Consider the following 23562-nt stretch of genomic DNA (forward strand, 5'->3'; position numbering starts at 1 on the left):
GGTACGGACCCGTGACAGAGGCTGGCGGCCGGAACGCACCACGGCCCCGAAGGGCCGTGGTGGTCACGCGGTGCCGGGCGGCGGCGATCAGAAGCGCTGCTGGTACTTCATGTACATGAAGCGACCGATGTCGTAGCCGCCGTAGTACGAGAAGTTGGAGTTCGGCTGGCTGTACATGATCGGGCCGTACTTCTCGAAGACGTTGTTCGCACCGACCGAGACGGTGGCATCCCAGGCCAGGTTGTAGCGGAACTGCAGGTCATGGAAGGTCACCGAGCCGCGCTGATTGTAGTCGCGCGAACCGGCGTACCACGGTGCCTGTACGCCCGGGTCCGAGCACTCGTCCGGCCGGTTCCTGGCGTCGATGCAGCGTTCCTTGACGCCAGAGTAGTAGCGGGCGGTCCAGCTCACTCCGAAGTTCTCCAGGTCCCAGCCCAGCGTCAGATTGGAGCGCACGCGGAAGCTGCCACCGATGCCGTTCTTGGTTTCCGGCGCCACGTCGGCATCGTTGGTGGTGCGCTCCAGATAGGAGCTGACGTAGGTCGTGGTCCACCCCGTGCTCAGCTTGCCGTAGCCGGTGTCCAGATGGTGGCTGAGCTCCAGGTCGTAGCCTTCGCTTTCCAGGAAGCCGGAATTGCGCCGACCGTAGGTCAACGCGTCCACGATGCCGGTGACCGGGTCGCGGGTGAAGCCGCCGCAGCGCGACGCGATGCCCAGCTCATAGCAGTCGCGCAGCATGTCGTTGGGGTGGTCGTTGACGATGGTGTTGTCGATGCGGACCTTCCACCAGTCCAGCGCGACGTTGAGGTGGGGCACGAAGCCCGGACTCCAGACCAGGCCCAGGGTGCGGCTGGTCGAGGTTTCCGGCTGCAGGTCCGGGTTGGCGCCATTGGTGAACGGCACCGGGGTCTGGTCGGTGCTGGAGGTGATCGGCACGCCGCCCTGGCGCAGCTGGCGATAGCTGTCCGCGTTGGCGATGTCCCTGGCACAGCGGGCGCGTACGTCGGCGCTGCTGGCCGAGGCCCCGTAGACGGTGTCGCAGGGATCGTGATAGCCGGTGGTGAAAGTTTCCGAGCCACCGCTGTACAGATCGGAGATGGTGGGAGCGCGGAAGCCCTGTGCCCAGGTGCCGCGCACCAGCAGCTGCTCGATCGGCTTCCACTTGAAGCCGAACTTGCTGTTGAGGGTGGTGCCGAACGTGTTGTAGTCCGAATGGCGGGTGGCCGCACTCAGGCTGAGCTCGCGTGCGCCGGGAAGGTCGGCCAGGATCGGGACGCTCAGCTCGAGGTAGGCCTCGTTGACCCGATACCCGCCACCGGTCGGGCCGGCGGCGAGGTTGGTGGTGGCACCGGTCTGGGCCAGGGCATCGGGGATGAACTCACCGGCCTCCTTGCGGGTCTCCACGCCGAAGGCGAAGCCCAGCTCACCGGCCGGCAGCGTCATCACCGTGCCGGCGACGCTGGCGAATGCGTTGCGGGTGGTGGTCCTGCCGCGGCTGATCTCCGGCGGGAACAGATAGTCCAGCAGTGCCTGGTTGCCGGTCAGGCCGTTGGGGTCGTTGACCCCGGCAGGCACGAAGGGATTCCAGGGAATGCAGCCGGCAATCGGTGCCCCGGGGGTGCCGCATTCGACCCTGCCGGTATCCGGGTTGTAGTACGAAGGGCCGACCGCGTTCTTGACCCGCTCCTTGTGCAGGTTGCCGGTTGCATGCTGCAGCAGTTCGCTGCGGTTGTACTGGTAGCCCGCTTCCCAATCGAAGTAGCGGTCACCGATATCGACGCTGCCTTCCAGCGCGGCCACGGCGCGCCAGGTGGTCAGGTCGCTCCTGCTGACCCGGGGCACTTCCCAGGTGCGGCGGTTCCAGGCGATGTCGGTGGGATCCTCATAGCCGTGGTGGTTGCCGAACGGATTGAACCAGCTGTCGGCCGACATCCGCCCGATACCGGCAGTGGAGGACTGCAGCGGATACCCCGCGATCTGTCGGGTGGACGTGCGCTTGTTGTAGCCCAGCTGGGTGCTCAGGCGCAGCGCATCGGTCAGGTCCAGGCGGCCGTCAAGGAACAGCGAGTCGCGCTTGAGCGGCGTGAACAGGTGCATCTGCTCCGATGTGTTGCTGACGTCGCCGGTGCCCGGCGTCAGGTCGCTGCGGTGGTAGTTGGCCGGGTTGGTCGGATCGGCACCGCGATCCAGCGAGTAGTTGCAGCCGGCCGCGGCGGTACATCCGGGTCCCTTCAGGCCAGTGATCTGGCCCCACTGGCTGAGCTGGGTCCAGTTGTCGCCCGGGTGGCGGTTGGTGTTGGGGTACTGGCTGAACCAGCGGTCGCGTGCCCAGACCCCCTTCTCTTCGGTGTGCTCGGCAGAGAACGTCAGCGAGGCGCGGTCGTTGGCCCAGCCGGCCACCACATCCACGCTGTCACGCGCGCCGTCACCCTGGCTGTATTGGCCGTGGTAAACGTTGGCGGTGACCCCGTTGGCGTTGCTGCGGGTGATGATGTTGATCACCCCGGCCATGGCGTCGGAGCCGTAGATCGCCGAGGCGCCGTCTTTCAGCACTTCCATGCGCTCGATCGCCGAGACCGGCACGCTGGAGATGTCCTGGTAGCCGCTGGTGGTGATGCCCAGGCGCTTGCCGTTGATCAGCACCAGGGTGCGCTGTGCGCCCAGATTGCGCATGTCGATGTAGGTGCCGCCTGCGGTTTCGCCGGCGCTGAGCACACTGGAACGACTGAGCGCCGGACTGCCGACCGCCGTCAGGTTCTGCAGGATGTCGGCGACCGAGCTGAAACCCTGGCGTTCGATGTCGGCGCGGCTGATGGCGAGCACGGGCTGGGCCGATTCCACGTCGACCTGGCGGATGCGCGAACCGGTGATCTCGATGCGGTCCAGCGTGGTCGGAGTGGCGTCCTGGGCGAGGACGGTGGTGGAGGCCAGGCCAGCGCTGCCGGCGACCAGGGCAAGGCGGATCGCCTGCCCCAGCGGGGTAGTGGATGAAGACATGATCGACTCTCTCTCTTATCGGAACGACGTCCAGGAAGCCGGCGGATCCAACGTGCCGCCGGCTTCAAAAAACCGGTCGTGAAGGCCGGTGTCCCGAGAGTAGATCGATTGGTTAAGCGCTCATGAAGAACATGTGTTGTTGTTCTCACAAATTCTTCACGCGCGCCGCGTTCTGCGAACTCAGACGAAAAATTGCTGCGATCGCACGCGTCGAAGCAGGTAAAAAGCGTCAGGCAACGAAGGGACGGAACTGCACACCGAGCCCCGCCATGCCTTCGGTTTCACCGATCAGATCCGCACGCAGCAGCGGGCGCGCGTCGATGTAGGCCTGCGGCAGGATCAACGACAGGCGCGCGTCATCGGCGGTCAGTTCCAGCGTCGGCATCGGCGTGTCTTCGTGCGCGCGGTTGAGCAGCACCGCTAGGCGCAGCAATGCGGTCATGCGCCGTGCCGGCTGCAGCAGACGCTCGGGCAGCGCATCGAACGCGGACTTGGAGATGTTGCGGCGATGGCTGCGTACCAGTGCCGCCAGCAATTGCTGCTCCTGCCGCGAGAAACCGGCGATGTCCGAGTTCTCCAGCACGTAGCTGCCGTGCACGTGGTAACCGCTGTGCGCGATCATCAGGCCAAGCTCATGCAGGCGCGCGGACCAGCCGAGCATGCGCGCATCGTCCGGGTCCAGCTGCCAGCTTTCTTCGACTTGGGCGAGCAGGTTCATCGCGGTGTTCTCCACCCGATCGGCCTGCACCGTATCGATGCCATAGCGCTGGGTCAGTGCCGCCACCGATTCGTCGCGCAGGTCGTTCTCGCTGGCGCGGCCGAGGATGTCGTACAGGATGCCTTCGCGCATCGCCGCCTTGCTGACCAGCAGTTTCTGCAGGCCCAGCGCCTGGAAGGCCGCCTCGAGCACCAGGATGCCGCCGGCGATGATCGGGCGGCGATCGGCCGACAGGCCGGGCAGGTTGATGTCTTCGATGCGCTTGGCCTTGAGCAGCTCATCGCGCAGCTGCGGCAGGGCTTCGGCGGTGATCGCGCCCTTGCTGAGCTTCATGGTGGCGCAGATTTCGCTGATCGCCTTGTGCGTGCCCGACGAGCCCAGCGCTTCGTGCCAGCCCAGCGCGCGGTACTTGTTGGCGAACTGCTGGAATTCCGCACCGATCTCGGTCAGCGCGTCCTTCCAGCGTTTCTTGCTGAGCTTGCCGCCCGGGAAGAAGCGCCGGGTGCTGGCGATGCAGCCGGCCTGCAGGCTTTCGCGTTCCAGGGTCTGCATGCCCTGGCCGATGATGAATTCCGTGGAGCCACCGCCGATGTCGATCACCAGCCGGCGCTGGTCCGGCTTGGGTGGCTGCGCATGGGCCACGCCCAGGTAGATCAGGCGCGCCTCTTCGCGGCCGCTGACCACTTCGATGGCATGTCCGAGCGCGGTTTCGGCCGGCATCAGGAAGGCCTGCGGCGAGCGCAGCTGGCGGACGGTGTTGGTGGCCAGGGCGCGGACCCGCACCGAGGGGATCGCGCGGATGCGCTGGCCGAACCGGGCCAGGCATTCCAGCGCGCGCTGGCGGGCTTCGGCGGACAGGCCGCCCTTGCCATCCAGGCCATCGGCCATGCGCACGGTCTCGCGCAGGCGGTCGACCACCCGCAACTGCCCGAGGGTGTATCGCGCGATGACCATGTGGAAACTGTTGGATCCCAGGTCGATGGCGGCGAGCAGGTCGCCATCCTGCAAAGCGGGCGGTGTCGTGGAGGTATGCGGCATTTGCGAATGTTAGCCGAACGGTGGGTCGCGAAGTCACCGCGCGCCCTTCATATGGGCAGGCTGCGACGACCGGTCGCATCGAAGGGGCAGGCAATGACCGCGTACCGACCAACGGTCGGTACCTACAGACCCTGCAGCAAGGCCATCTGCGCGGCGTGCGGCGGCTCGTCATGCCCGGGCGTGCACTTGATGTAGCTGCCGTCGGCCTGCAGTTCCCAGGCGTTGAGGTTGTCGTCCAGGTAGTTCTGCAGCACGTCGCGGTAGACCTTGCGTGCCAGCTCCGGGTCCAGGATCGGGAAGCAGGTCTCGACCCGGCGCAGCAGGTTGCGCTCCAGCCAGTCCGCGCTGGCGCAGAACAGCTCCGAGGCGCCGTCATTGCCGAACCAATAGACCCGGCTGTGCTCCAGGAAGCGGCCGACGATCGAGCGCACCCGGATGTTGTCCGAGACGCCGGGCATGCCGGGGCGCAGGGTGCAGGCGCCGCGCACGATCAGGTCGATCTGCACGCCCGCCTGCGAGGCCGCATACAGCGCGCGGATCATCTGCGGTTCGTTGAGGGCGTTCATCTTGGCGATGATCCGCCCGGCGCGCCCACTGGCCGCCAGCCGCGTCTCGCGCTCGATCCGCTGCAGCAGGCCCGGGTGCAGGGTGAAGGGCGACTGCAGCAGACGCTTGAGCTTCATCTGCGGGGCCAGCCCGGAGAGCTGCTGGAACAGCAGGTGCACATCGTCGCCGATGTCCGGGTCGGCCGTGATCAGGCTCAGGTCGGTATACGCGCGTGCGGTGCCGCTGTGGTAGTTGCCGGTGCCCAGGTGCACGTAGCGGCGCAGCTTGCGGCCTTCGCGACGCACGATCAGCAGCATCTTGGCGTGGGTCTTGAACCCGACCACGCCGTACACGACCTGCACGCCGGCTTCCTGCAGGCGGTCGGCGAGGCCGAGGTTGGCTTCTTCATCGAAGCGCGCGCGCAGTTCGACCACCACGGTGACGTCCTTGCCGTTGCGGGCCGCCTGGATCAGCGCGTCCACGATCAACGAGTCCTTGCCGGTGCGGTACAGGGTCTGCTTGATCGCCAGCACGTTCGGGTCGACCGCGGCCTGCTTGATCACGTCGAGCACGGCGGTGAACGCATCGAAGGGGTGGTGCAGCAGTACATCGCGGCGCGCCACGATCTCGAAGATCCCGTCGCTGTCGCGCAGGGTGCGCGGGCTCAGCGAGGGGTACTTCAGTTCCGGTCGCTGGATCACGTCGTATAGCTGGATCACGCGGTTGAGGTTGACCGGGCCGTCGATGCGGTAGACCGCGTTTTCGGTCAGCCCGAAGTTCTGCAGCAGGGTGCGCACGATGTCGCGCGGGCAATCCTGCGCGATCTCCAGCCGGACCGCCGGGCGGTAGCCACGGTCGACCAGTTCGTCGCGCAGTGCCAGGGCGAGGTTCTCGACCTCTTCTTCGTCCACCACCAGTTCGGAGTTGCGGGTCACGCGGAACTGGTAGGCGCCCTGGACTTCCATGCCCGGGAACATTTCATCGACGAAGGTCGACAGCACCGAGGACAGGAACACGAAGGTCTGCGGGCCGCCGAGTTTCTCCGGCAACTGGATGATGCGCGGCAGCGAGCGCGGCGCACGCACGATCGCCAGGTGCCCGGCGCGGCCGAACGCATCGGTGCCCTTGAGCACCACCACGATGTTCAGTGATTTGTTGAGGATCTTCGGGAACGGGTGCGAGGGATCCAGCCCGAGCGGCGACAGCACCGGCATGATCTCGTTGCGGAAGTAGGCGCGCAGCCAGCGCTTCTGCCGGTGGTTCCAGGAGTGCCGGCCAAGCACGTCGATGCCGGCCTCGTGCAGCGCGGGACGCAGGGTTTCGTTCCAGCAGCGGTACTGCTGGTCCACCAGCTGCGCGGCGCGGTCATGGATGGCATTGAGGATCGCCTGCGGCGTCATGCCGTCCGGCGCCGGCGGCAGGCCGAACTCCTGCGCATGGCGCACGGCGGCCGCGCGGATCTCGAAGAACTCATCCAGGTTGGTGCAGGAGATGCACATGAAACGCAGGCGCTCCAGCAGCGGGACCTGCGGATCCATGGCCTGGGCCAGCACCCGGAAATTGAAATCCAGTTGCGACAGTTCACGGTTGATGTACAGCGCCGGGTCGCGCAGCGGATCGCCGTCCACGGGCACGGCGACGGGAACAGGAGTACTCATGCGGAAAAGTCTTCGGCTGAAGGAAGGGAGGCGACTTCGGTGCGCGCACGCACCTGGTCGGCATCGAAATGGCAGGAGAACGTGCTGCCCTTGCCGACCTCGCTCTGGATCTCCAGGCGGGCATGGTGCAGGCCGAGAATGTGCTTGACGATCGACAGGCCCAGGCCGGTGCCGCCGCTCTCGCGCGAGCGGCTGCTGGAGACGCGGTAGAAGCGTTCGGTCAGGCGCGGCAGGTGGTTGGCCGGGATGCCGTAGCCGGTGTCACGCACCGACAGCACTACGCCATCCCCTTCGCGGGCGAACTCCACTTCCACCCGGCCGCCGGCCGGGGTGTAGCGCACGGCATTGGTGACCAGGTTGGAGAACGCGCTGTGCAGTTCCTTGTTGGAGCCCTGCAGGTCCACCCCGGCGGTATCGATGATGTTGATCTGGTGGCGGCCCTGGCTGTGCGCTTCGGCCTCGCGGCGCAGGGTGGCCAGCATCGGCGTCATCGCCACGGCTTCGGCTTCGGTATGTTCCTGCGATTCCAGCCGCGACAGGGTGAGCAGGTCTTCGACCAGCTGCGCCATGCGCTGGGACTGCTTGCGCATTTCCTCCAGCATCGGGCCGGTGCCGGGGAAGTCCTCCGGGTCCATCATGTCCAGGTAGCCGTGCACGACGGTCAACGGCGTGCGCAGTTCATGCGAGACGTTGGCGACGAAGTCGCGGCGGACCTGCTCCAGCCGCAGCAGCTTGCTGACGTCGCGCGCGATCAGCAACCAGTAGTCGGGCGAGTAGGGAATCAGTCGCAGGTTGAGGCGGATCGCGGGATCGACCGGCGAGGGCACGTCCAGGATCGGTTCGGCATTGCGGCCGCCGGCCAGCCAGTGCGCCAACGGCATCGGCTGCAGGCGCTCGACCAGGGCTTCGCCGAGGTCGCCCGGATGGTGCAGGCCGAGCAGCGACGTGGCCGCTTCGTTGAACCACTGCACGCGCTGACTGTTGCGGTCGACCACCACGACGGCATCGGGCAGCGCGGCGGCGGCGGCGCGATAACTGCGCAGCATGTCGAGCAGGCGACGCTTGCGCGTGCGCATTTCCCATTGATTGCGATAGAGCAGGCGGTCCAGCTCGTTCCATACGCCGGTGCCGTCGCCCATGTCCCAGCGATGGCGCGCGGTCAGCCCGCGCAGCACCCGGCGCAGCCGCCAGTAATGCCAGGCCAGTGCGCCGATGGAGGCCAGTGCGATGCACATCCAGACATGTCCCACTGCCAGGCCCAGCAAGCCGGCCGCGAGCAGCAGGGCGGCGAGGGTGGCCAGCGTTTTCAACCAGGCAGAACGGATGTGGCGGGGCATTGCGGTCTCGCAGAAAGTGCGGTCCTCGGACTCGATCCAAGGTTATAGCAGGAGTGGCCGGAACCGGGCATGCGCGCCCGGCACCGGCCCGACGAGACTCAGGTCGAGGTCGAGGTCGAGAAGCGGTAGCCGGCGCCGCGCACGGTCTGCACCATGTTCTCCGCGCCGAACGGCTCCAGCGTCTTGCGCAGGCGGCGGATGTGCACGTCGATGGTGCGCTCCTCCACGTACACGCTGCCGCCCCACACGTGATCCAGCAGCTGGGCACGGGTGTACACACGCTCGGGGTGGGTCATGAAGAAATGCAGCAGGCGGTACTCGGTCGGACCGATCGGCACCGGCTGGTCGCCGGCAAAGACGCGGTGCGCGGCGCCGTCGATGCGGATCGTACCGACCTCCACGCTGCCGTCTTCGTCATCGTCACGGGCACGTCGCATCACCGCACGGATGCGGGCCAGCAGCTCGCGGGCGGAGAACGGCTTGACCACGTAGTCGTCGACACCGGCTTCCAGGCCGCCGACGCGGTCGTTCTCCTCCCCGCGCGCGGTCAGCATGATGATCGGCACCTCACGGGTGAGGGCTTCCTTACGCCAGCGCCGGGCCAGGTCCAGGCCGCTGGTGCCCGGAAGCATCCAGTCCAGCAGGATCAGGTCCGGGACACGGTCGGCGATGGCGGTCTGCGCCTCGCGGGCGTCGCCGGCATGGATCGGGTCATAGTCGCCCTTGCGCAGAGCAAAGGCGACCATTTCGCGGATCGCGGGTTCGTCATCGACGATCAGGATGCGTTTCTGCACGTGCCCACCGTATTGCTCATCAGATCGGGATTGAGCTCAGTAGACTACGGTTTCATGACAGGTTTGTGACGAGGTAGCCGTTCCCGTCGCTAGCGGCGGTCCAGCTCCGGATCGTCGATCCCCTGCCGGCGCATTTCCAGCACGGTCGGGGTGATGCTCTCGATCCGGGCATCGACCCGCGCCCGACCGACATAATCCAGGCCGGGCTGCCGCTTCAATGCCTGCAGCTGGATCAGCGCCTGCTCCGGGCGGCCGCTCAGGAACGCCGCTTCTGCGTAGGCCTCGCTGGCCCGGGTGGTATCCCCGGCCAGTTCGCTGGCGCGGGCGAAGCGTTGCTGGAAGACGGGATCATTGCCACTTTGCGACAGCATCGGGCGCAGCATGGCCTGCGCCCGCTGGCCGGCTTCGCGTCCGCCCTGTTCATTGAGGATGGCGGCATAGGTCAGCGCCACCGGGCGGCTGCCGGGGTGCTGGCGCATCAAGGTCTCGAAACGGGCGTTGGCCTGCGCCGGCTGGCCGCTGCGCGACTCTGCCTCGCCCAGCGCCAGCGCCACCCACACGTTGTCCGGATGGTCGCGCAGCAGTTCGCCCAGGTCGCGGCTGGCCTGCGCGGCGGCACTGTTGCGCAGCCGGCCCAGCGCCAGCCCGTAACGCTGCGGCTCGGTCAGCCCATTCTTCTGCGCGCGCTGCAGGCTTTCATATTCACGGATCACGTCGCCGGGGGTGTCGGCGCTGAGCACCCGCAGGCGCTCGCGCGCCCATTCAAACTGGCCGGTGCTGCCGCGGCTGAGCGAATTGACCGAAATCTGCATCGAGGCCGGCAGCAACGGGTTGCTCCGCCGCACCAGCGGATCGGACAGGGCCGGATCGGAGGGATTCACCCGTTCCTGGCGCACGCCGCCCGGCACCTCGGTGGTCAGCAGCACCGTGTCTTTCTTCATCTGCTCGGCACGGGCCTTGGCCTCGCTGATGCGGGTGGTGGTGACCGGGTGGGTCTGCAGGAAGTCCGGGACGCTGTAGCCGCCCTGGTTGCCGCGCATCGAGGCTGACATCCGCTCGAAGAAGCCAGCCATGGCATCCACGTCGTAACCGCTGCGGGCCAGGGTGCGGATGCCCAGGCGGTCGGCCTCGGATTCGTTGGAACGGGTGTAGTTGATCTGGCGCTGCTGCATCAGCCCCATGCCCGAAGTGATCGCCGCCATGGTGGCGTCACCGGAGGAGTTGCCGCCGGCCTGCTGCGCGGCCACGATCGCGGCGAGCATGCCGAGCAGGATCGGGATCTGGTCGCGCTGGGCACGCTCGACACCGCGCAGCACGTGCTGCTGGGTGACGTGGGCGATCTCGTGGGACAGCACCGCGGCGACTTCGTCCTCGCGCTCGGCGGTCAGGACCAGGCCGGCATTGACCCCGATATAGCCGCCCAGGGTCGCAAAGGCATTGATCTGCCGGTCCTTGAGCATGAAGAAGGTGTAGGACTGGCGTGGCTGGGCACTGTTGGAGCCCAGCCGGGCGCCCATGGTCTGCAGCCAGTCATCGACCAGCGGGTCATCGAGCAGATAGCCGTAGTTGCGCAGTTCGCGCAGCATCATCCCGCCGTATTCGGCCTGCCGGGCCGGGGTCAGCAGCTCGCCGGCCGAGGAACCGATGTCCGGCAGCTTGTTTTCCTGCGCCCCGGCCAGGGGCACGGCCAGGGCCAGGGTCAACGCGGCAGAGAGCAGCAAGGGGCGCAAACGAAGCTCCTGGGGGAAAGCGGACGACAGCGTGACAGAGCCACTGCAACCTGCAGTTAAACCACAGTGTTGCGGCGGTGACGTGGAAAATCCAGCGGACCGCTACCATATACAGACCAACGTTCCGCTGTGGAGTTTCCCGTGAGCCAAGATGCTGTTTCCACCCCCGGTGGCGCCCCCGCCATCACCATCTACTCGACCGCGGTCTGCCCGTACTGCGTGGCCGCCAAGAACTTCCTGAAGAGCAAGGGCCGCGACTGGACCGAGGTCCGGATCGACCTGGACCCGGTCGAGCGCGAGAAGATGATGGCCAAGACCCGCCGCACCAGCGTGCCGCAGATCTTCGTCGGCGAGGTCCATGTGGGCGGCTACGACGACATGATGGCCCTGCACCGCGCCGGCAAGCTGGAGCCGTTGCTGGCCGGGCAGGACCCGGCATGAGCGCGGCCGACGACGGCAGCAAGGACCGCATCGCCGAGTTCACCGAGTTCCGCCAGCGCATGAACCAGCGCATCCTGGGCGAGCCCAACCAGGTCGTGCGGCGCTTTTTCGCGCTCGATACCCAGACCTACCAGGCCGGCGCGCTGGATGTGAAGACCAAGGAGCTGCTGGGCCTGGTCGCCTCGATGGTGCTGCGCTGCGATGACTGCATCAGCTACCACGTGGCCCAGTGCAAGGACGCCGGCGTGACCCGCGAAGAGTTCTTCGAGACCTTCTCGGTCGGCCTGGTGGTCGGCGGCTCGATCGTGATCCCGCACCTGCGCCGCGCGGTGGACTTCCTGGACCAGCTCGAAGGTGGCGCCGAAGCGCCGGCCGTCCACGAACATTGAGGTCGGGGCCGGCACGGCCCCGCCGCGGTAGAGCCGACCGTTGGTCGGCTCCGTTGGCCCCCAGCGCTCTCGGTGCTTCAACGGTCTCCCGTTCATCTTCTGGACTACGTTTCCACCGACCAGCGGTCGGTGGCTACCCCTCGTTCAGCCCCTGGTTGCCGGCCAGCGGCCGGCACTACCGAAGGTGTGTCTGGAGAAGAGCCCCCTTCTGTTGAAGCGGGCGCGCCAACGGCGCGGGGTAGAGGAGGAATGCGCGGGCAATTGTGCCTTTGCCGGGCTGCGCCAATGGTCTAGTTGGGACGTCTGGCCCGGCTAAGGCATAATTGCCGATGAAACTTCCCTTGCGCCCGCGCTTCGCGCACCTCACGGATGGCGCTCCCCCCTCGGTTCGGAATACACATCAATGACGCAGAAAATCACGGTCATCCGCGGTGACGGCATCGGCCCGGAGATCATGGACGCTACCCTGTTCGTGCTCGGCAAGCTGGACACTGGCTTTGAATACGAAGACGCCGACGCGGGCCTGGTCGCGCTGGAAAAGCACGGCGATCTGATGCCGGCGTCCACGCTGGAGTCGATCGCACGCAACAAGATCGCGCTGAAGAGCCCGCTGACCACGCCGGTCGGTGGTGGCTTCACCTCGATCAACGTCAGCCTGCGCCGCCACTTCGACCTGTACGCCAACGTGCGTCCGGCGGTGTCGTTCCCGAACACCAAGTCGCGTTTCGGCGACGGCGTGGATCTGATCACCGTCCGTGAGAACACCGAAGGCGCCTACCTGGCCGAAGGCCAGGAAGTGTCGGCCGATGGCGAGACCGCCTTCTCCGGCACCCGCATCACCCGCAAGGGCTCCGAGCGCATCGTGCGCTACGCCTTCGAGCTGGCCCGCAGCACCGGCCGCAAGAAGGTCACCGCCGTGCACAAGGCCAACATCATCAAGTCCACCTCGGGCCTGTTCCTGGCCGTGGCGCGCGAAGTGGCGGCCAAGTACCCGGACATCGAGTTCCAGGAAATGATCGTCGACAACTGCTGCATGCAGCTGGTGATGCGTCCGGAACAGTTCGATGTGATCGTGACCACCAATCTGTTCGGCGACATCATCTCCGACTTGTGTGCCGGTCTGGTCGGCGGCCTGGGCCTGGCCCCGGGCGCCAACATCGGCGAGAACGCAGCGATTTTCGAAGCCGTACACGGCACCGCGCCGGACATCGCCGGCCAGGGCAAGGCCAATCCGTGCGCACTGCTGCTCGCCGCCGCGCAGATGCTGGACCATGTCGGCCAGACCGACAATGCCGAACGCCTGCGCAAGGCCATCGTGGCCACGCTGGAAGCCAAGGACTCGCTGACCGGCGACCTGGGCGGCACCGGCAACACCATGGGCTTCGCCCAGGCCATCGCCAGCCGCCTGTAAGCGCGCGGGTCGGTTGTCCAGAAAGCGGGGCGCTTCGGCGTCCCGCTTTTTTTGTTGCCCGGCGTCGGTCGATCCCGGAGGCGGCTTCTTCAATCTGTGCAAAAACTGCACAGATGGTGTTTGCGTTCAGGGCTGTTGATGCACGGATGCGGCGCGCACCATGCACCCGTCCCAACCAACACAGCAGGAGCTTTCCCATGAACTTCGCCTCCCTGATCGGCCTGGCCGGCATCCTCGGCGTGGCCACCGCGACCGCGCAGCCCAGCGCCGAGCCGGCTCACCCGACCATCCGCCACATGGCCGGCGCCCAGCCCGCCGACGCACTGCCGGCGGGCAAGACCGCGCTGCTGGTGATCGATTTCCAGAATGAGTACTTCGCCGGCGGCCGCATGCCGATCCCCGATGGCGATGCCGCGCTGGCCCAGACCCGCCGGCTGGTAGCCTTCGCCGATGCCCACAAGATCCCGGTGATCCACGTCCAGCATGTGCTGCCGGCCGGTGCACCGCTGTTCGCCGAAGGTAGCCGCAGCGTCCAGTTCCATCCGCAGATGCAGCCTCGCAAGGGCGAGCAGGTGATCGCCAAGGACAACGTCAGCGTGTTCGCCGGTGCGTCCGGCCCGGTGCTGGAGCAGGCGCTCAGGAAGGCCGGCGTCGATACCCTGATCATCGCCGGCCTGCAGACCCACGCCTGTGTCGCCGGTGCCGCACGCGATGCGGCGCCGAAGGGCCTGAACGTGATCGTGTCCTCCGACGCCACGGCCACCCGCGATCTGGATCTGCAGGATGGCAGCCGTGTCGGGCACGCCAGCCTGCATGCGGCGGCGCTGGCCAGCATCGAAGATACCTACGGCACCGTGCTGGCCACCGATCAGATCCTGGCGCTGCCGGTCCGCTGAGTCGTACCGCACGGCCTTGCTATGCTGCCGACACCCTGGGTGTCGGCAGCTGCACGAGAGCGTGATGGACCAGTTTTCCGCCATGAAGGCGTTCCGCAGCATCGTCGATGCCGGCAGTTTCACTGCCGCCGCCGAGCGCCTGGAGACCACCCATTCGTCGATGTCGCGGCAGTTACGTCAATTGGAAGCGCACCTCGGGTCACGCCTGCTCGACCGCAACAGCCGCCGGCTGACACTGACCGAAGCGGGGCGCGCGTACTACCAGGATTGCGTGGAGATCCTGGATCGCCTGGAGGTCGCCGAGCAGCGCCTGCAGGCCGATCACGACGCACCGAGCGGGCTGCTGCGCGTCAGTGCGCCGCTGGTGATCGGGACGCTGGAACTGGCGCAATGGCTGCCTGCGTTCCTGGAGCAGTACCCCGGCATCGAGCTGGATCTGTCCTGCGATGATCGCCTGGTCGATCTGATCGGCGGTGGTTTCGACATGGCCCTGCGCATCGCAGGGCCGCTGGCGGACAGTACCCTGGTGGCGCGCGAACTGGCCGTCACCGAGATGGTGCTGGTCGCATCACCGCGTTACATCGCGCAGTGCGGACTGCCGCGTCAGCCGACGGATCTGGCCCGGCATGCGCTGATCGGCTTCGCGGGTGCACGTGCGCTGGCGGCGTGGTCGCTGACCTCGGCGCGTGGCGTGCAGTCGGAGGTGGTGCCGCAGGGCCGGCTGCGCCTGGACGCGATACCGGCGCTGCATGCGGCGGTGCTGGCCGGGCAGGGCATCGCCGCGTTCACCCGGCTGACCGTGCAGGACGATCTGCTCCATGGTCGGCTGGTACGGGTGTTGCCGCAGCACCATGCCGGGCGCCGGCACTACTACGCGGTGTATCCGCATGCCCGCCAGCTGGCACCCAAGGTGCGCGCGCTGGCCGAGTTCATGGCCCGGCATTACGCCGGACTCCAGCAACAGCGTTCGGTACCGCCGGAGGCATGAAAAAGGCGCCTTTCGGCGCCTTTCCCACTTTCCGGCATGCGCGTGGCTCAGCGCTGCTGGATCTTGGACAGCAGGCGCAGGAATTCCACGTACAGCCACACCAGCGTGACCATCAGGCCGAATGCGCCGTACCACTCCATGTACTTCGGGGCGCGTGCGGCGGCACCGGTTTCGATGAAGTCGAAATCCAGCACCAGGTTCAGTGCGGCCACGGCCACCACGAACAGGCTGAAGGCGATGCCCAGCAGGCTGGCGTCATGGATCACCGGCACGTTGATGTTGAAGAAGCTGAGCACGAACGAGGCCAGGTACACCAGGGCGATGCCGCCGGTCGCGGCGAACACGCCCATCTTGAACTTCTCGGTGACCTTGATCACGCCACTGCGGTACAGCATCAGCAGCGCGAACAGGGTGCCGAAGGTCAGCAGCACCGCCTGGAATACGATGCCCGGGAACTTCATGTTGAACACCGCCGAGATCGCACCGAGGAAGAAGCCCTCCACCAGGGCGTACATCGGCGCGGTGACCGGCGACCATTCTTTCTTGAACACGGTGACCAGGGCCAGGACCAGGCCGCCGATCGCGCCACCGATGCTGTACATCATCGCGCTGGAGGACACCTGGCCGTAGGCATCGATGGACTGGCTCCACGCGAAGGCGGCGGTCAGCACGGTGAGCAGCAACAGGATGCCGGTCTTGTTGACGGTACCGTTGATGGTCATCGCCTGGTCGGGGCGGGCCACGACCGAGCCGCTGGCAAGGTCGAGGAAGGTCGACTCGGAAAGTGCGGGATTGCCGCTGCGCATTGCCAATCTCCTTGATGGGGTAGGGGTCCGGCCATCCGGCCGCTGACCCGAGCATAGCCGAAGCGGCCGCCGGTGATGGCCGCATGTGAATTGATGTGTGAAAACCGTTGACAGATGCCACGCTGATTCCCACAATAGGCGGCTCTTTCGGGGGGGGAACCTCGGAGGGAAACAAACCGCCGGGGTATAGCGCAGTCTGGTAGCGCGCCTGCTTTGGGAGCAGGATGTCGGGGGTTCGAATCCCTCTACCCCGACCAAGCCCGCTGCTCAAATCGGGATTGGAATGCGACAATCCGGATCGAGCGCCCGTAGCTCAACTGGATAGAGCACCGGCCTTCTAAGCCGGCGGTTACAGGTTCGATTCCTGTCGGGCGCGCCATTCGGTGCAAGCGGTAGGAAGCAAGGTTTTCAGTGGTGGCTGTAGCTCAGTTGGTTAGAGTTCCGGATTGTGATTCCGGTGGTCGGGGGTTCGAGTCCCCTCAGCCACCCCACTGATTCAAACGGGTTCATCGAAAGTGAACCCGGGTTGCAAAAGGCAGCACACACGCTACAATGTGCGCCTGGGTTTTTCAGGGCTGTTAGCTCAGTTGGTAGAGCAGTTGACTCTTAATCAATAGGTCCAAGGTTCGAATCCTTGACAGCCCACCAAGATAGAAGCCATCGGGTCCGCCCGATGGCTTTTTTCTTGTTCGAGACATCAGGTTGAACAGGCTGGCCGTTGACGGTCTGCCGCCGCCGTTGGACATTCATTCAAACAAAACGCTTGCGTCGCGCGCAGAAAACCCTGCATAATTCGCCTCCCGATTTTCGGGCTGTTAGCTCAGTTGGTAGAGCAGTTGACTCTTAATCAATAGGTCCAAGGTTCGAATCCTTGACAGCCCACCAAGTTGAAAGCCGCCTGGTCCGCCAGGCGGCTTTTTTCTTTTCCGCCCGCGTGTATCTGAAAGCCTCCTGAAACCAGGGTCGAGCGCGACACCCTGCGTGCCCAACCTGCGCGGCAGCGCACGGATCGCAACCGGCAATCAGGGTCCACTCGAGGGACCGCGCCCACGGCGCCCATCGAGGTAGACCCATCATGACTTGCCGGATCCTTCTCGCCCTGGCGTTGACCGCCTGTGCGGCCACCACCGCCACGGCCGCCGAAACACCTGTCCTCGCGCCGCACGCCACCGCGGCCGGTTACGCCATCACCGTCGTACGCCACGATCTTGCTGCCAGCGACTTCCGCCCGCTCGAATCGCTGGTCCCCGCATCCATGCAGGCCCACCAGCAGACCGTGGAGCGCCACGCTCTGCCGGAGGGCGACTTCCAGCCGTCGGTGTCGCTGTTGGCCAGGTAGCAGTTGATCCGTGGGGTGGGGCACCTGCCTCACCCCATTAAGCAACATGACGTTCTTTCGCTTTGCCGCCCCGCCTGCAACAATGTGCGCCTGAGCTTCCAGGCTCGCGAAAGTGGCGGAATTGGTAGACGCCCTGGATTTAGGTTCCAGTGCCGCAAGGCGTGGGGGTTCGAGTCCCCCCTTTCGCACCAGTGCAGGGCGTTTTCGCCGGCACCATGACCATGGGCACGTCCCGGATCGGGGAGACGGCCACATGCTGGGCCCCTGGCGGCCCCGGACGTTCTCGGCCCGCGCTGGCGGCGCTGGCGTTTATCGGCGAAACTACAGGGCTGCGGCGGGCATGCGCGTCCACGGCCCCGCGTCCAAAACCCGTTTCATCCATCACATCGTGCCGGGGCTCATGCCGCCGGTGGCAGGAGTCAACATGCAAGCTTCGATCGAATCCACTGGCAATCTGGAACGCCGCCTGACCTTCTCGCTGCCGGAAGACCGTCTGCAGACGCACATCAGCGGCCGTCTGGGCGAAATCGCCCGCACCACGCGCATCAAGGGCTTCCGCCCGGGCAAGGTGCCGGCCAAGGTGATCGAGCAGCGTTTCGGCCAGCAGGTCCGCAGCGAAGCCGTCGACGGCCTGCTGCGCGAGACCTTCGATGCCGCCCTGCGCGAGCATGAGCTGCGCATCGCCGGTACCCCGCGCATCGACAAGGGCGATGGCGAGCTGTCCTTCGTGGCCACCGTCGAGCTGGTGCCGGATTTCGGCGACGTGGACGTCAGCAAGCTGACCGTGGTCCGCCACGTTGCTGAAATCAACGACGCCGACATCGACCAGATGATCACCAACCTGCGCGAACAGCGTCGCAGCTGGAGCCCGGTCACCCGTGGCGCCCAGGACGGCGATCTGGTCGCCCTGGAAACCTGGTCGCAGGCTGGCGATGAGCGCCTGCCGGCCGAAGGTACCGAAAAGGGCAGCGTGATCGTGGGCCAGGGCATGATGTTCGAGCAGATCGAACAGGGGCTGGTCGGTCTGACCGCCGGTGAAGAAAAGACCCTGGACGTCGAGTTCCCGGCCGATTGGCGCGTCCCCGCGCTGGCCGGCAAGCAGGTCAAGGTCACCGTCAAGGCGGTGGACGTGTCCGCGCCGGTGCTGCCGGAGGTGGATGCCGAGTTCATCAAGAGCTTCGGCGTGAAGGGTGGCGACGTGGAGCAGTTCCGCAAGGACATCCGCGCCAACCTGGAGCGTGAGCTCAAGGGTGCCCTGATGAACCGCCTGCGCCGCGAAGTCGGTGAGCAGCTGATCGCCGCCTACGCCTCGGTGGAAATGCCGCCGCGCCTGGTCGAGAACGAAGCCCGCGCCATGCTGGACCAGCAGCTCGAGCAGATCCGCCGCAGCGGCCGCAACCCGGGCGATGTCCCGGCCGACGCCCACGAAGGCTTCAAGGACGCCGCCGCCAAGCGCGTGCTGGTCGGCCTGCTGGTTGGCGAAGTGGCCCGCAGGAACGACCTGCGCCTGGATCCCAAGCGCCTGAATGAAACCATGCGCCTGATCGCCTCGACCTACGAAGAGCCGGAGCAGGTCATTGAGATGTACCGCAATGACCCCCAGCTGATGAGTGGGCTGCAGAATCGCGTGATGGAAGAGCAGGTGATCGACTGGATCGCCGAGCGCGCCCAGCACACCGAAGAGAAGCTGTCGTTCCAGGACGCGATCCGCCAGTAAGCGGTCGTGTTTTACGCCCCGCGCCCTGGCGCGGGGTCGTTCCCCCCAAAATAGGTGCCTCACTAATGGACAACCGAACCACAGCCCTGAACATGGTTCCGATGGTGGTCGAACAGACCAGCCGCGGCGAGCGCGCCTATGACATCTATTCGCGCCTGTTGAAGGAGCGTCTGATCTTCCTCGTGGGCCCGATCGACGATCACATGGCCAACGTGGTGGTGGCGCAGCTGCTGTTCCTGGAAGCGGACAACCCGGAAAAGGACATCAGCATCTACATCAACTCGCCCGGTGGCGTGGTCACCGCCGGCATGGCGATCTACGACACCATGCAGTACATCAAGCCGGACGTGAGCACCATCTGCGTCGGCCAGGCCGCCTCGATGGGCGCCCTGCTGCTGGCCTCCGGCGCGGCCGGCAAGCGTTACGCGCTGCCGAACTCGCGCGTGATGATCCACCAGCCGCTGGGCGGCTTCCAGGGCCAGGCCACGGATATCGACATCCATGCCCGTGAAATCCTGACCCTGCGTTCGCGCCTGAACGAAGTGCTGGCCAAGCACACCGGCCAGTCGCTGGAGACCATCGCCCGGGATACCGAGCGCGACAACTTCAAGAGCGCGGCCGATGCCGTGGCCTATGGTCTGGTCGACCAGGTCCTGGAGCGTCGTCCGGAAGAGTCGATCCAGCCGGCGTAACGTTGTGCCAGGCCGGGAAACCGGCTTGTTTCCACCGGGTCGGGCAGGACTGGCGTCCTCCTGACCCTGTGCTATTCTCGAATCGAACCCCCGTTCAGCGGGTGGGGTAACTGGGTAAGCGAAGCATGAGCGAAGACCGCCAAGGTCGTTCCACGGACACCGGCAAGATCCTCTACTGCTCTTTCTGCGGAAAGAGCCAGCATGAGGTGCGCAAGCTGATTGCGGGTCCGAGCGTGTTCATCTGCGATGAATGCGTCGAGCTGTGCAACGACATCATCCGTGAGGAGCTGGAGGAGAAGGCGCAGTCGGCCCGCAGTTCGCTGCCCAAGCCGCGCGAGATCCTCGAGGTCCTGGACCAGTACGTGATCGGGCAGAACCGCGCCAAGCGGACCCTGGCCGTGGCCGTATACAACCACTACAAGCGCATCGAGAGCCGCCAGAAGAACGACGAAGTCGAACTGGCGAAGTCGAACATCCTGCTGGTCGGTCCGACCGGTTCGGGCAAGACGCTGCTGGCCGAAACCCTGGCCCGCCTGCTCAACGTGCCGTTCACCATGGCCGACGCCACCACGCTGACCGAAGCCGGTTACGTGGGCGAGGACGTGGAGAACATAATCCAGAAGCTGCTGCAGAAGTGCGATTACGACGTCGAGAAGGCACAGCAGGGCATCGTCTATATCGATGAAATCGACAAGATCTCGCGCAAGAGCGAGAACCCGTCGATCACCCGCGATGTGTCCGGCGAAGGCGTCCAGCAGGCCCTGCTGAAGCTGATCGAAGGCACCGTGGCCAGCGTGCCGCCGCAGGGCGGTCGCAAGCACCCGCAGCAGGAATTCCTGCAGGTGGACACCAAGAACATCCTGTTCATCTGTGGCGGCGCGTTTGCCGGCCTGGACAAGGTGATCCAGCAGCGGTCCAACGATTCGGGCGGCATCGGGTTCGGTGCCAAGGTGAAGAGTTCCGAGCGCAAGCAGGAAGTGGGCAAGATCCTGGCCGAAGTCGAGCCGGAAGATCTGATCAAGTTCGGCCTGATTCCGGAGTTCGTCGGCCGCCTGCCGGTCGTGGCGACCCTGGAAGAGCTGGACGAGGCCGCCCTGGTGCGCATCCTGACCGAGCCGAAGAACGCCATCACCAAACAGTTCAAGAAGCTGTTCGAGATGGAGCACGTCGAGCTGGAGTTCCGTCCGGACGCCCTGGCCGCGATCGCCCGCAAGGCGCTCAAGCGCAAGACCGGTGCCCGTGGCCTGCGGACGATCGTTGAATCGGTCCTGCTGGACACCATGTATGACCTGCCCTCGGCAGAGAACGTCAGCAAGGTGGTGGTGGACGAATCGGTGATCGAACACAAGTCCGAACCGTACCTGATCTACCAGACGCCACCAGCGCCTGAACAGAAGGCGGCTGGCGCTGAATAATCAGTTCAAGTAATTGAATTGAAAGAAATTTTTCAGAACAGCTTGCATCTAGAAGCCGATGGCCCCATAACGAGGCCATCGGCTTTTTTTGTATCCGGGCGAGGCGCCCGGAGGCCATCCCCACTGTTCCACTGGAGCCCACATGGCCCGTTCCCCAACTGAGACTCTCGACCTGCCGGTACTGCCGCTGCGTGACGTGGTGGTGTTCCCGCACATGGTCATTCCGCTGTTCGTCGGCCGTGACAAGTCCATGCACGCGCTGGAGCAGGCGATGGAAGCGGACAAGCGCATCCTGCTGCTCGCGCAGAAGTCCGCCGAGACGGATGATCCGTCCGCCGCCGATCTGTACCAGGTCGGCACGCTCGCCCAGGTCCTGCAGCTGCTGAAGCTGCCCGATGGCACCATCAAGGTGCTGGTCGAAGGCCTCTCGCGCGTCAACGTCACCGAGGTGACCGAGCGCGATGGCTCGCTGCACGGCGTGGGCATGGAAATCGAATCCGACGAGTCGCGCGAGCCGCGCGAGATCGAGGCGATCGCCCGTTCGCTGATGTCGCTGTTCGAGCAGTACGTCAAGACCAACCGCAAGCTGCCGCCGGAGCTGCTGCAGACCCTGGCCGGCATCGATGAGCCCGCGCGCCTGGCCGACACCATCGCCGCGCACATCAGCGTGCGCCTGGCCGACAAGCAGCGCCTGCTGGAAACGCTGCAGATCGGCGACCGCCTGGAAATGCTGGTCGGCCTGGTCGACGGCGAGATCGACGTGCAGCAGATGGAAAAGCGCATCCGCGGCCGCGTGAAGTCGCAGATGGAAAAGAGCCAGCGCGAGTACTACCTCAACGAGCAGATGAAGGCCATCCAGAAAGAACTGGGTGACCTGGACGATGCGCCGGGCGAGATGGACGAGCTGGCGCGCAAGATCGCCGAGGCGGGCATGCCCAAGCCGGTGGAGACCAAGGCCAAGGCCGAGCTCAACAAGCTCAAGCAGATGTCGCCGATGTCCGCTGAAGCCGCGGTCGTGCGCAACTACCTGGAGTGGCTGCTGGGCGTGCCGTGGAAGAAGCGCACCAAGGTCCGCAAGGATCTCAAGGCCGCGCAGGACACGCTGGACGCCGATCATTTCGGCCTGGACAAGGTCAAGGACCGCATCCTGGAATACTTGGCGGTGCAGTCGCGCGTGAAGCAGATGAAGGGCCCGATCCTGTGCCTGGTCGGCCCGCCCGGCGTGGGCAAGACCTCGCTGGGCCAGTCCATCGCCAAGGCGACCAACCGCAAGTTCGTGCGCATGAGCCTGGGTGGCGTGCGCGACGAGGCCGAGATCCGTGGCCATCGCCGCACCTACGTCGGCTCGATGCCGGGCCGCATCGTGCAGAATCTCAACAAGGTGGGCAGCAAGAACGCGCTGTTCGTGCTCGATGAGATCGACAAGATGTCGATGGACTTCCGTGGCGATCCGTCTTCGGCGCTGCTGGAAGTGCTCGATCCGGAGCAGAACAACGCATTCAACGATCACTACCTGGAAGTGGACCTGGACCTGTCCGAAGTGATGTTCGTGGCGACCTCCAACTCGCTCAACATCCCGGGCCCGCTGCTGGACCGCATGGAAGTGATCCGCATCCCCGGCTACACCGAGGATGAGAAGCTCAACATCGCCATGCGTTACCTGGTGCCCAAGCAGATCAAGGCCAACGGCCTGAAGCCGGAAGAGCTGGAGATCGAGTCCGACGCGATCCAGGACATCGTGCGCTATTACACGCGCGAGTCCGGCGTGCGCAACCTCGAGCGCGAAGTCGCCAAGATCTGCCGCAAGGTGGTCAAGGAGATCGCGCTGGCCGGTCCGGCCGCACCGGCCAAGCCGGCCAAGGCCGGCCGCAAGACCAGCGCGAAGAAGAAGGCGCTGGTGGTGGTCAACGGCAAGAACCTGGACAAGTACCTGGGCGTGCGCCGCGTCGACTTCGGCCGTGCCGAAGAGCAGAACGAAGTGGGCCTGGTCACCGGCCTGGCCTGGACCGAAGTGGGCGGGGATCTGCTGCAGATCGAATCGACCCTGGTCCCGGGCAAGGGCCAGCTGATCCTGACCGGCCAGCTGGGCAACGTGATGAAGGAATCCGCCTCGGCGGCTCTGTCGGTGGTGCGTTCGCGCGCCGAGCGGCTGGGCATCGACAACGAGTTCCTGCAGAAGCACGACGTGCACGTCCACGTGCCCGATGGCGCCACCCCCAAGGATGGCCCCAGTGCAGGCATCGCCATGGTCACCTCGCTGGTGTCCACGCTGACCAAGGTGCCGATCCGGGCCGAGGTGGCGATGACCGGCGAGATCACCCTGCGGGGGCGCGTGACCGCCATCGGCGGCCTCAAGGAGAAGCTGCTGGCGGCGCTGCGTGGCGGCATCACCACGGTCATCATCCCCGAGGAAAACCGCAAGGATCTGGCCGATATCCCCGCCAATGTCACCCGTGATCTGAAGATCGTGCCGGTGAAGTGGATCGAGGAAGTGCTCGACCTGGCCCTGGAGACCCCGCTGACTGCACCGAAGCCCAAGAAAGATGGGCAGCGTGTCACGGTACGTGGCAAGTCCAAGACAGCTTCCACGACGCGCGTCAAGCACTGACGCGTCCTGTGGAAATGCCCGAAACCCGCGTCGTTATTGGCT

General features: G+C 65.7%; 17 protein-coding genes and 6 tRNA genes. 16 read left to right on the forward strand and 7 right to left on the reverse strand.

Annotated elements, in window-relative coordinates; translation table 11 throughout:
* Nucleotides 1-87: 87 nt before the first annotated feature.
* The 6 genes from AC07WC_RS02310 to AC07WC_RS02335 all read right to left on the reverse strand — a co-directional run bounded on the left by AC07WC_RS02310 (nucleotide 88) and on the right by AC07WC_RS02335 (nucleotide 10818).
* A complete protein-coding gene (locus AC07WC_RS02310) occupies nucleotides 88-2997 on the reverse strand; it encodes a TonB-dependent receptor plug domain-containing protein (protein WP_495208583.1) in 2910 nt (969 codons plus the stop codon).
* 229 nt (nucleotides 2998-3226) lie between these two features.
* Nucleotides 3227-4753, reverse strand: coding sequence for an exopolyphosphatase (ppx, locus tag AC07WC_RS02315; protein ID WP_495208584.1), 1527 nt, complete (start codon nucleotides 4751-4753; stop codon nucleotides 3227-3229).
* A 122-nt stretch (nucleotides 4754-4875) separates the two neighbouring features.
* On the reverse strand, nucleotides 4876-6957 hold the full coding sequence (gene ppk1 / locus AC07WC_RS02320; RefSeq protein ID WP_495208585.1) for a polyphosphate kinase 1: 2082 nt from the start codon (nucleotides 6955-6957) through the stop codon (nucleotides 4876-4878).
* Nucleotides 6954-8294, reverse strand: a complete 1341-nt coding sequence (gene phoR / locus AC07WC_RS02325; protein WP_495208586.1) for a phosphate regulon sensor histidine kinase PhoR — start codon at nucleotides 8292-8294, stop codon at nucleotides 6954-6956. Before phoR ends, ppk1 begins: the two co-directional genes overlap by 4 nt.
* A gap of 98 nt (nucleotides 8295-8392) precedes the next feature.
* Complete coding sequence (gene phoB / locus AC07WC_RS02330; RefSeq protein WP_495208587.1) at nucleotides 8393-9088, reverse strand: phosphate regulon transcriptional regulator PhoB; 696 nt, start codon at nucleotides 9086-9088, stop codon at nucleotides 8393-8395.
* A gap of 89 nt (nucleotides 9089-9177) precedes the next feature.
* A complete protein-coding gene (locus AC07WC_RS02335) occupies nucleotides 9178-10818 on the reverse strand; it encodes a M48 family metalloprotease (protein ID WP_495208588.1) in 1641 nt (546 codons plus the stop codon).
* Nucleotides 10819-10959: 141 nt separating this feature from the next.
* On the opposite strand from AC07WC_RS02335, the gene grxC reads away from it, so the two are divergent.
* The 5 genes from grxC (at nucleotide 10960) to AC07WC_RS02360 (ending at nucleotide 14943) form a co-directional block, all read left to right on the forward strand.
* A complete protein-coding gene (gene grxC / locus AC07WC_RS02340; protein WP_019185813.1) occupies nucleotides 10960-11259 on the forward strand; it encodes a glutaredoxin 3 in 300 nt (99 codons plus the stop codon).
* Nucleotides 11256-11648: a carboxymuconolactone decarboxylase family protein gene (locus AC07WC_RS02345; protein WP_019185812.1), complete on the forward strand. Its 393-nt coding sequence runs from the start codon at nucleotides 11256-11258 to the stop codon at nucleotides 11646-11648. Before grxC ends, AC07WC_RS02345 begins: the two co-directional genes overlap by 4 nt.
* A 403-nt stretch (nucleotides 11649-12051) precedes the next feature.
* The gene (locus AC07WC_RS02350) at nucleotides 12052-13059 is read left to right on the forward strand and encodes an isocitrate dehydrogenase (RefSeq protein ID WP_102944208.1); all 1008 of its coding nucleotides are present in this window, start codon (nucleotides 12052-12054) and stop codon (nucleotides 13057-13059) included.
* Between the two features lie 197 nt (nucleotides 13060-13256).
* Nucleotides 13257-13955 (forward strand): cysteine hydrolase family protein, encoded by a 699-nt coding sequence (locus tag AC07WC_RS02355; protein ID WP_495208589.1) that lies wholly within the window; start codon nucleotides 13257-13259, stop codon nucleotides 13953-13955.
* A gap of 64 nt (nucleotides 13956-14019) precedes the next feature.
* Nucleotides 14020-14943: a LysR family transcriptional regulator gene (locus AC07WC_RS02360; protein ID WP_495208590.1), complete on the forward strand. Its 924-nt coding sequence runs from the start codon at nucleotides 14020-14022 to the stop codon at nucleotides 14941-14943.
* 47 nt (nucleotides 14944-14990) lie between these two features.
* On the opposite strand, the gene AC07WC_RS02365 is transcribed toward AC07WC_RS02360, so the two are convergent.
* Nucleotides 14991-15749, reverse strand: a complete 759-nt coding sequence (locus AC07WC_RS02365; protein WP_495208591.1) for a Bax inhibitor-1/YccA family protein — start codon at nucleotides 15747-15749, stop codon at nucleotides 14991-14993.
* A 180-nt stretch (nucleotides 15750-15929) separates the two neighbouring features.
* Between AC07WC_RS02365 and AC07WC_RS02370 the strand changes: the two genes are divergently transcribed.
* From AC07WC_RS02370 to lon, 11 genes are all read left to right on the forward strand, one after another.
* Nucleotides 15930-16006: transfer RNA gene (locus AC07WC_RS02370), tRNA-Pro, on the forward strand.
* A gap of 45 nt (nucleotides 16007-16051) precedes the next feature.
* Nucleotides 16052-16128 (forward strand) — tRNA-Arg (locus AC07WC_RS02375).
* Nucleotides 16129-16163: 35 nt separating this feature from the next.
* Nucleotides 16164-16240 (forward strand) — tRNA-His (locus AC07WC_RS02380).
* Nucleotides 16241-16321: 81 nt separating this feature from the next.
* Nucleotides 16322-16397 (forward strand) — tRNA-Lys (locus AC07WC_RS02385).
* A gap of 161 nt (nucleotides 16398-16558) precedes the next feature.
* Nucleotides 16559-16634 (forward strand) — tRNA-Lys (locus AC07WC_RS02390).
* Between the two features lie 190 nt (nucleotides 16635-16824).
* Nucleotides 16825-17088 carry a hypothetical protein gene (locus AC07WC_RS02395; RefSeq protein WP_495208592.1) on the forward strand — a complete coding sequence of 88 codons (264 nt, stop codon included), beginning with the start codon at nucleotides 16825-16827 and terminating at the stop codon, nucleotides 17086-17088.
* A 106-nt stretch (nucleotides 17089-17194) separates the two neighbouring features.
* Nucleotides 17195-17279: transfer RNA gene (locus AC07WC_RS02400), tRNA-Leu, on the forward strand.
* Between the two features lie 233 nt (nucleotides 17280-17512).
* On the forward strand, nucleotides 17513-18805 hold the full coding sequence (tig, locus tag AC07WC_RS02405) for a trigger factor (protein WP_495208593.1): 1293 nt from the start codon (nucleotides 17513-17515) through the stop codon (nucleotides 18803-18805).
* Between the two features lie 65 nt (nucleotides 18806-18870).
* Complete coding sequence (gene clpP / locus AC07WC_RS02410) at nucleotides 18871-19497, forward strand: ATP-dependent Clp endopeptidase proteolytic subunit ClpP (RefSeq protein ID WP_019185804.1); 627 nt, start codon at nucleotides 18871-18873, stop codon at nucleotides 19495-19497.
* Nucleotides 19498-19622: 125 nt separating this feature from the next.
* A complete protein-coding gene (clpX, locus tag AC07WC_RS02415; protein ID WP_019185803.1) occupies nucleotides 19623-20912 on the forward strand; it encodes an ATP-dependent Clp protease ATP-binding subunit ClpX in 1290 nt (429 codons plus the stop codon).
* 142 nt (nucleotides 20913-21054) lie between these two features.
* Nucleotides 21055-23520, forward strand: coding sequence for an endopeptidase La (gene lon / locus AC07WC_RS02420; protein WP_495208594.1), 2466 nt, complete (start codon nucleotides 21055-21057; stop codon nucleotides 23518-23520).
* Nucleotides 23521-23562: the final 42 nt, after the last annotated feature.

The organism is Stenotrophomonas sp. GW821-FHT01H02A (assembly GCF_059422145.1).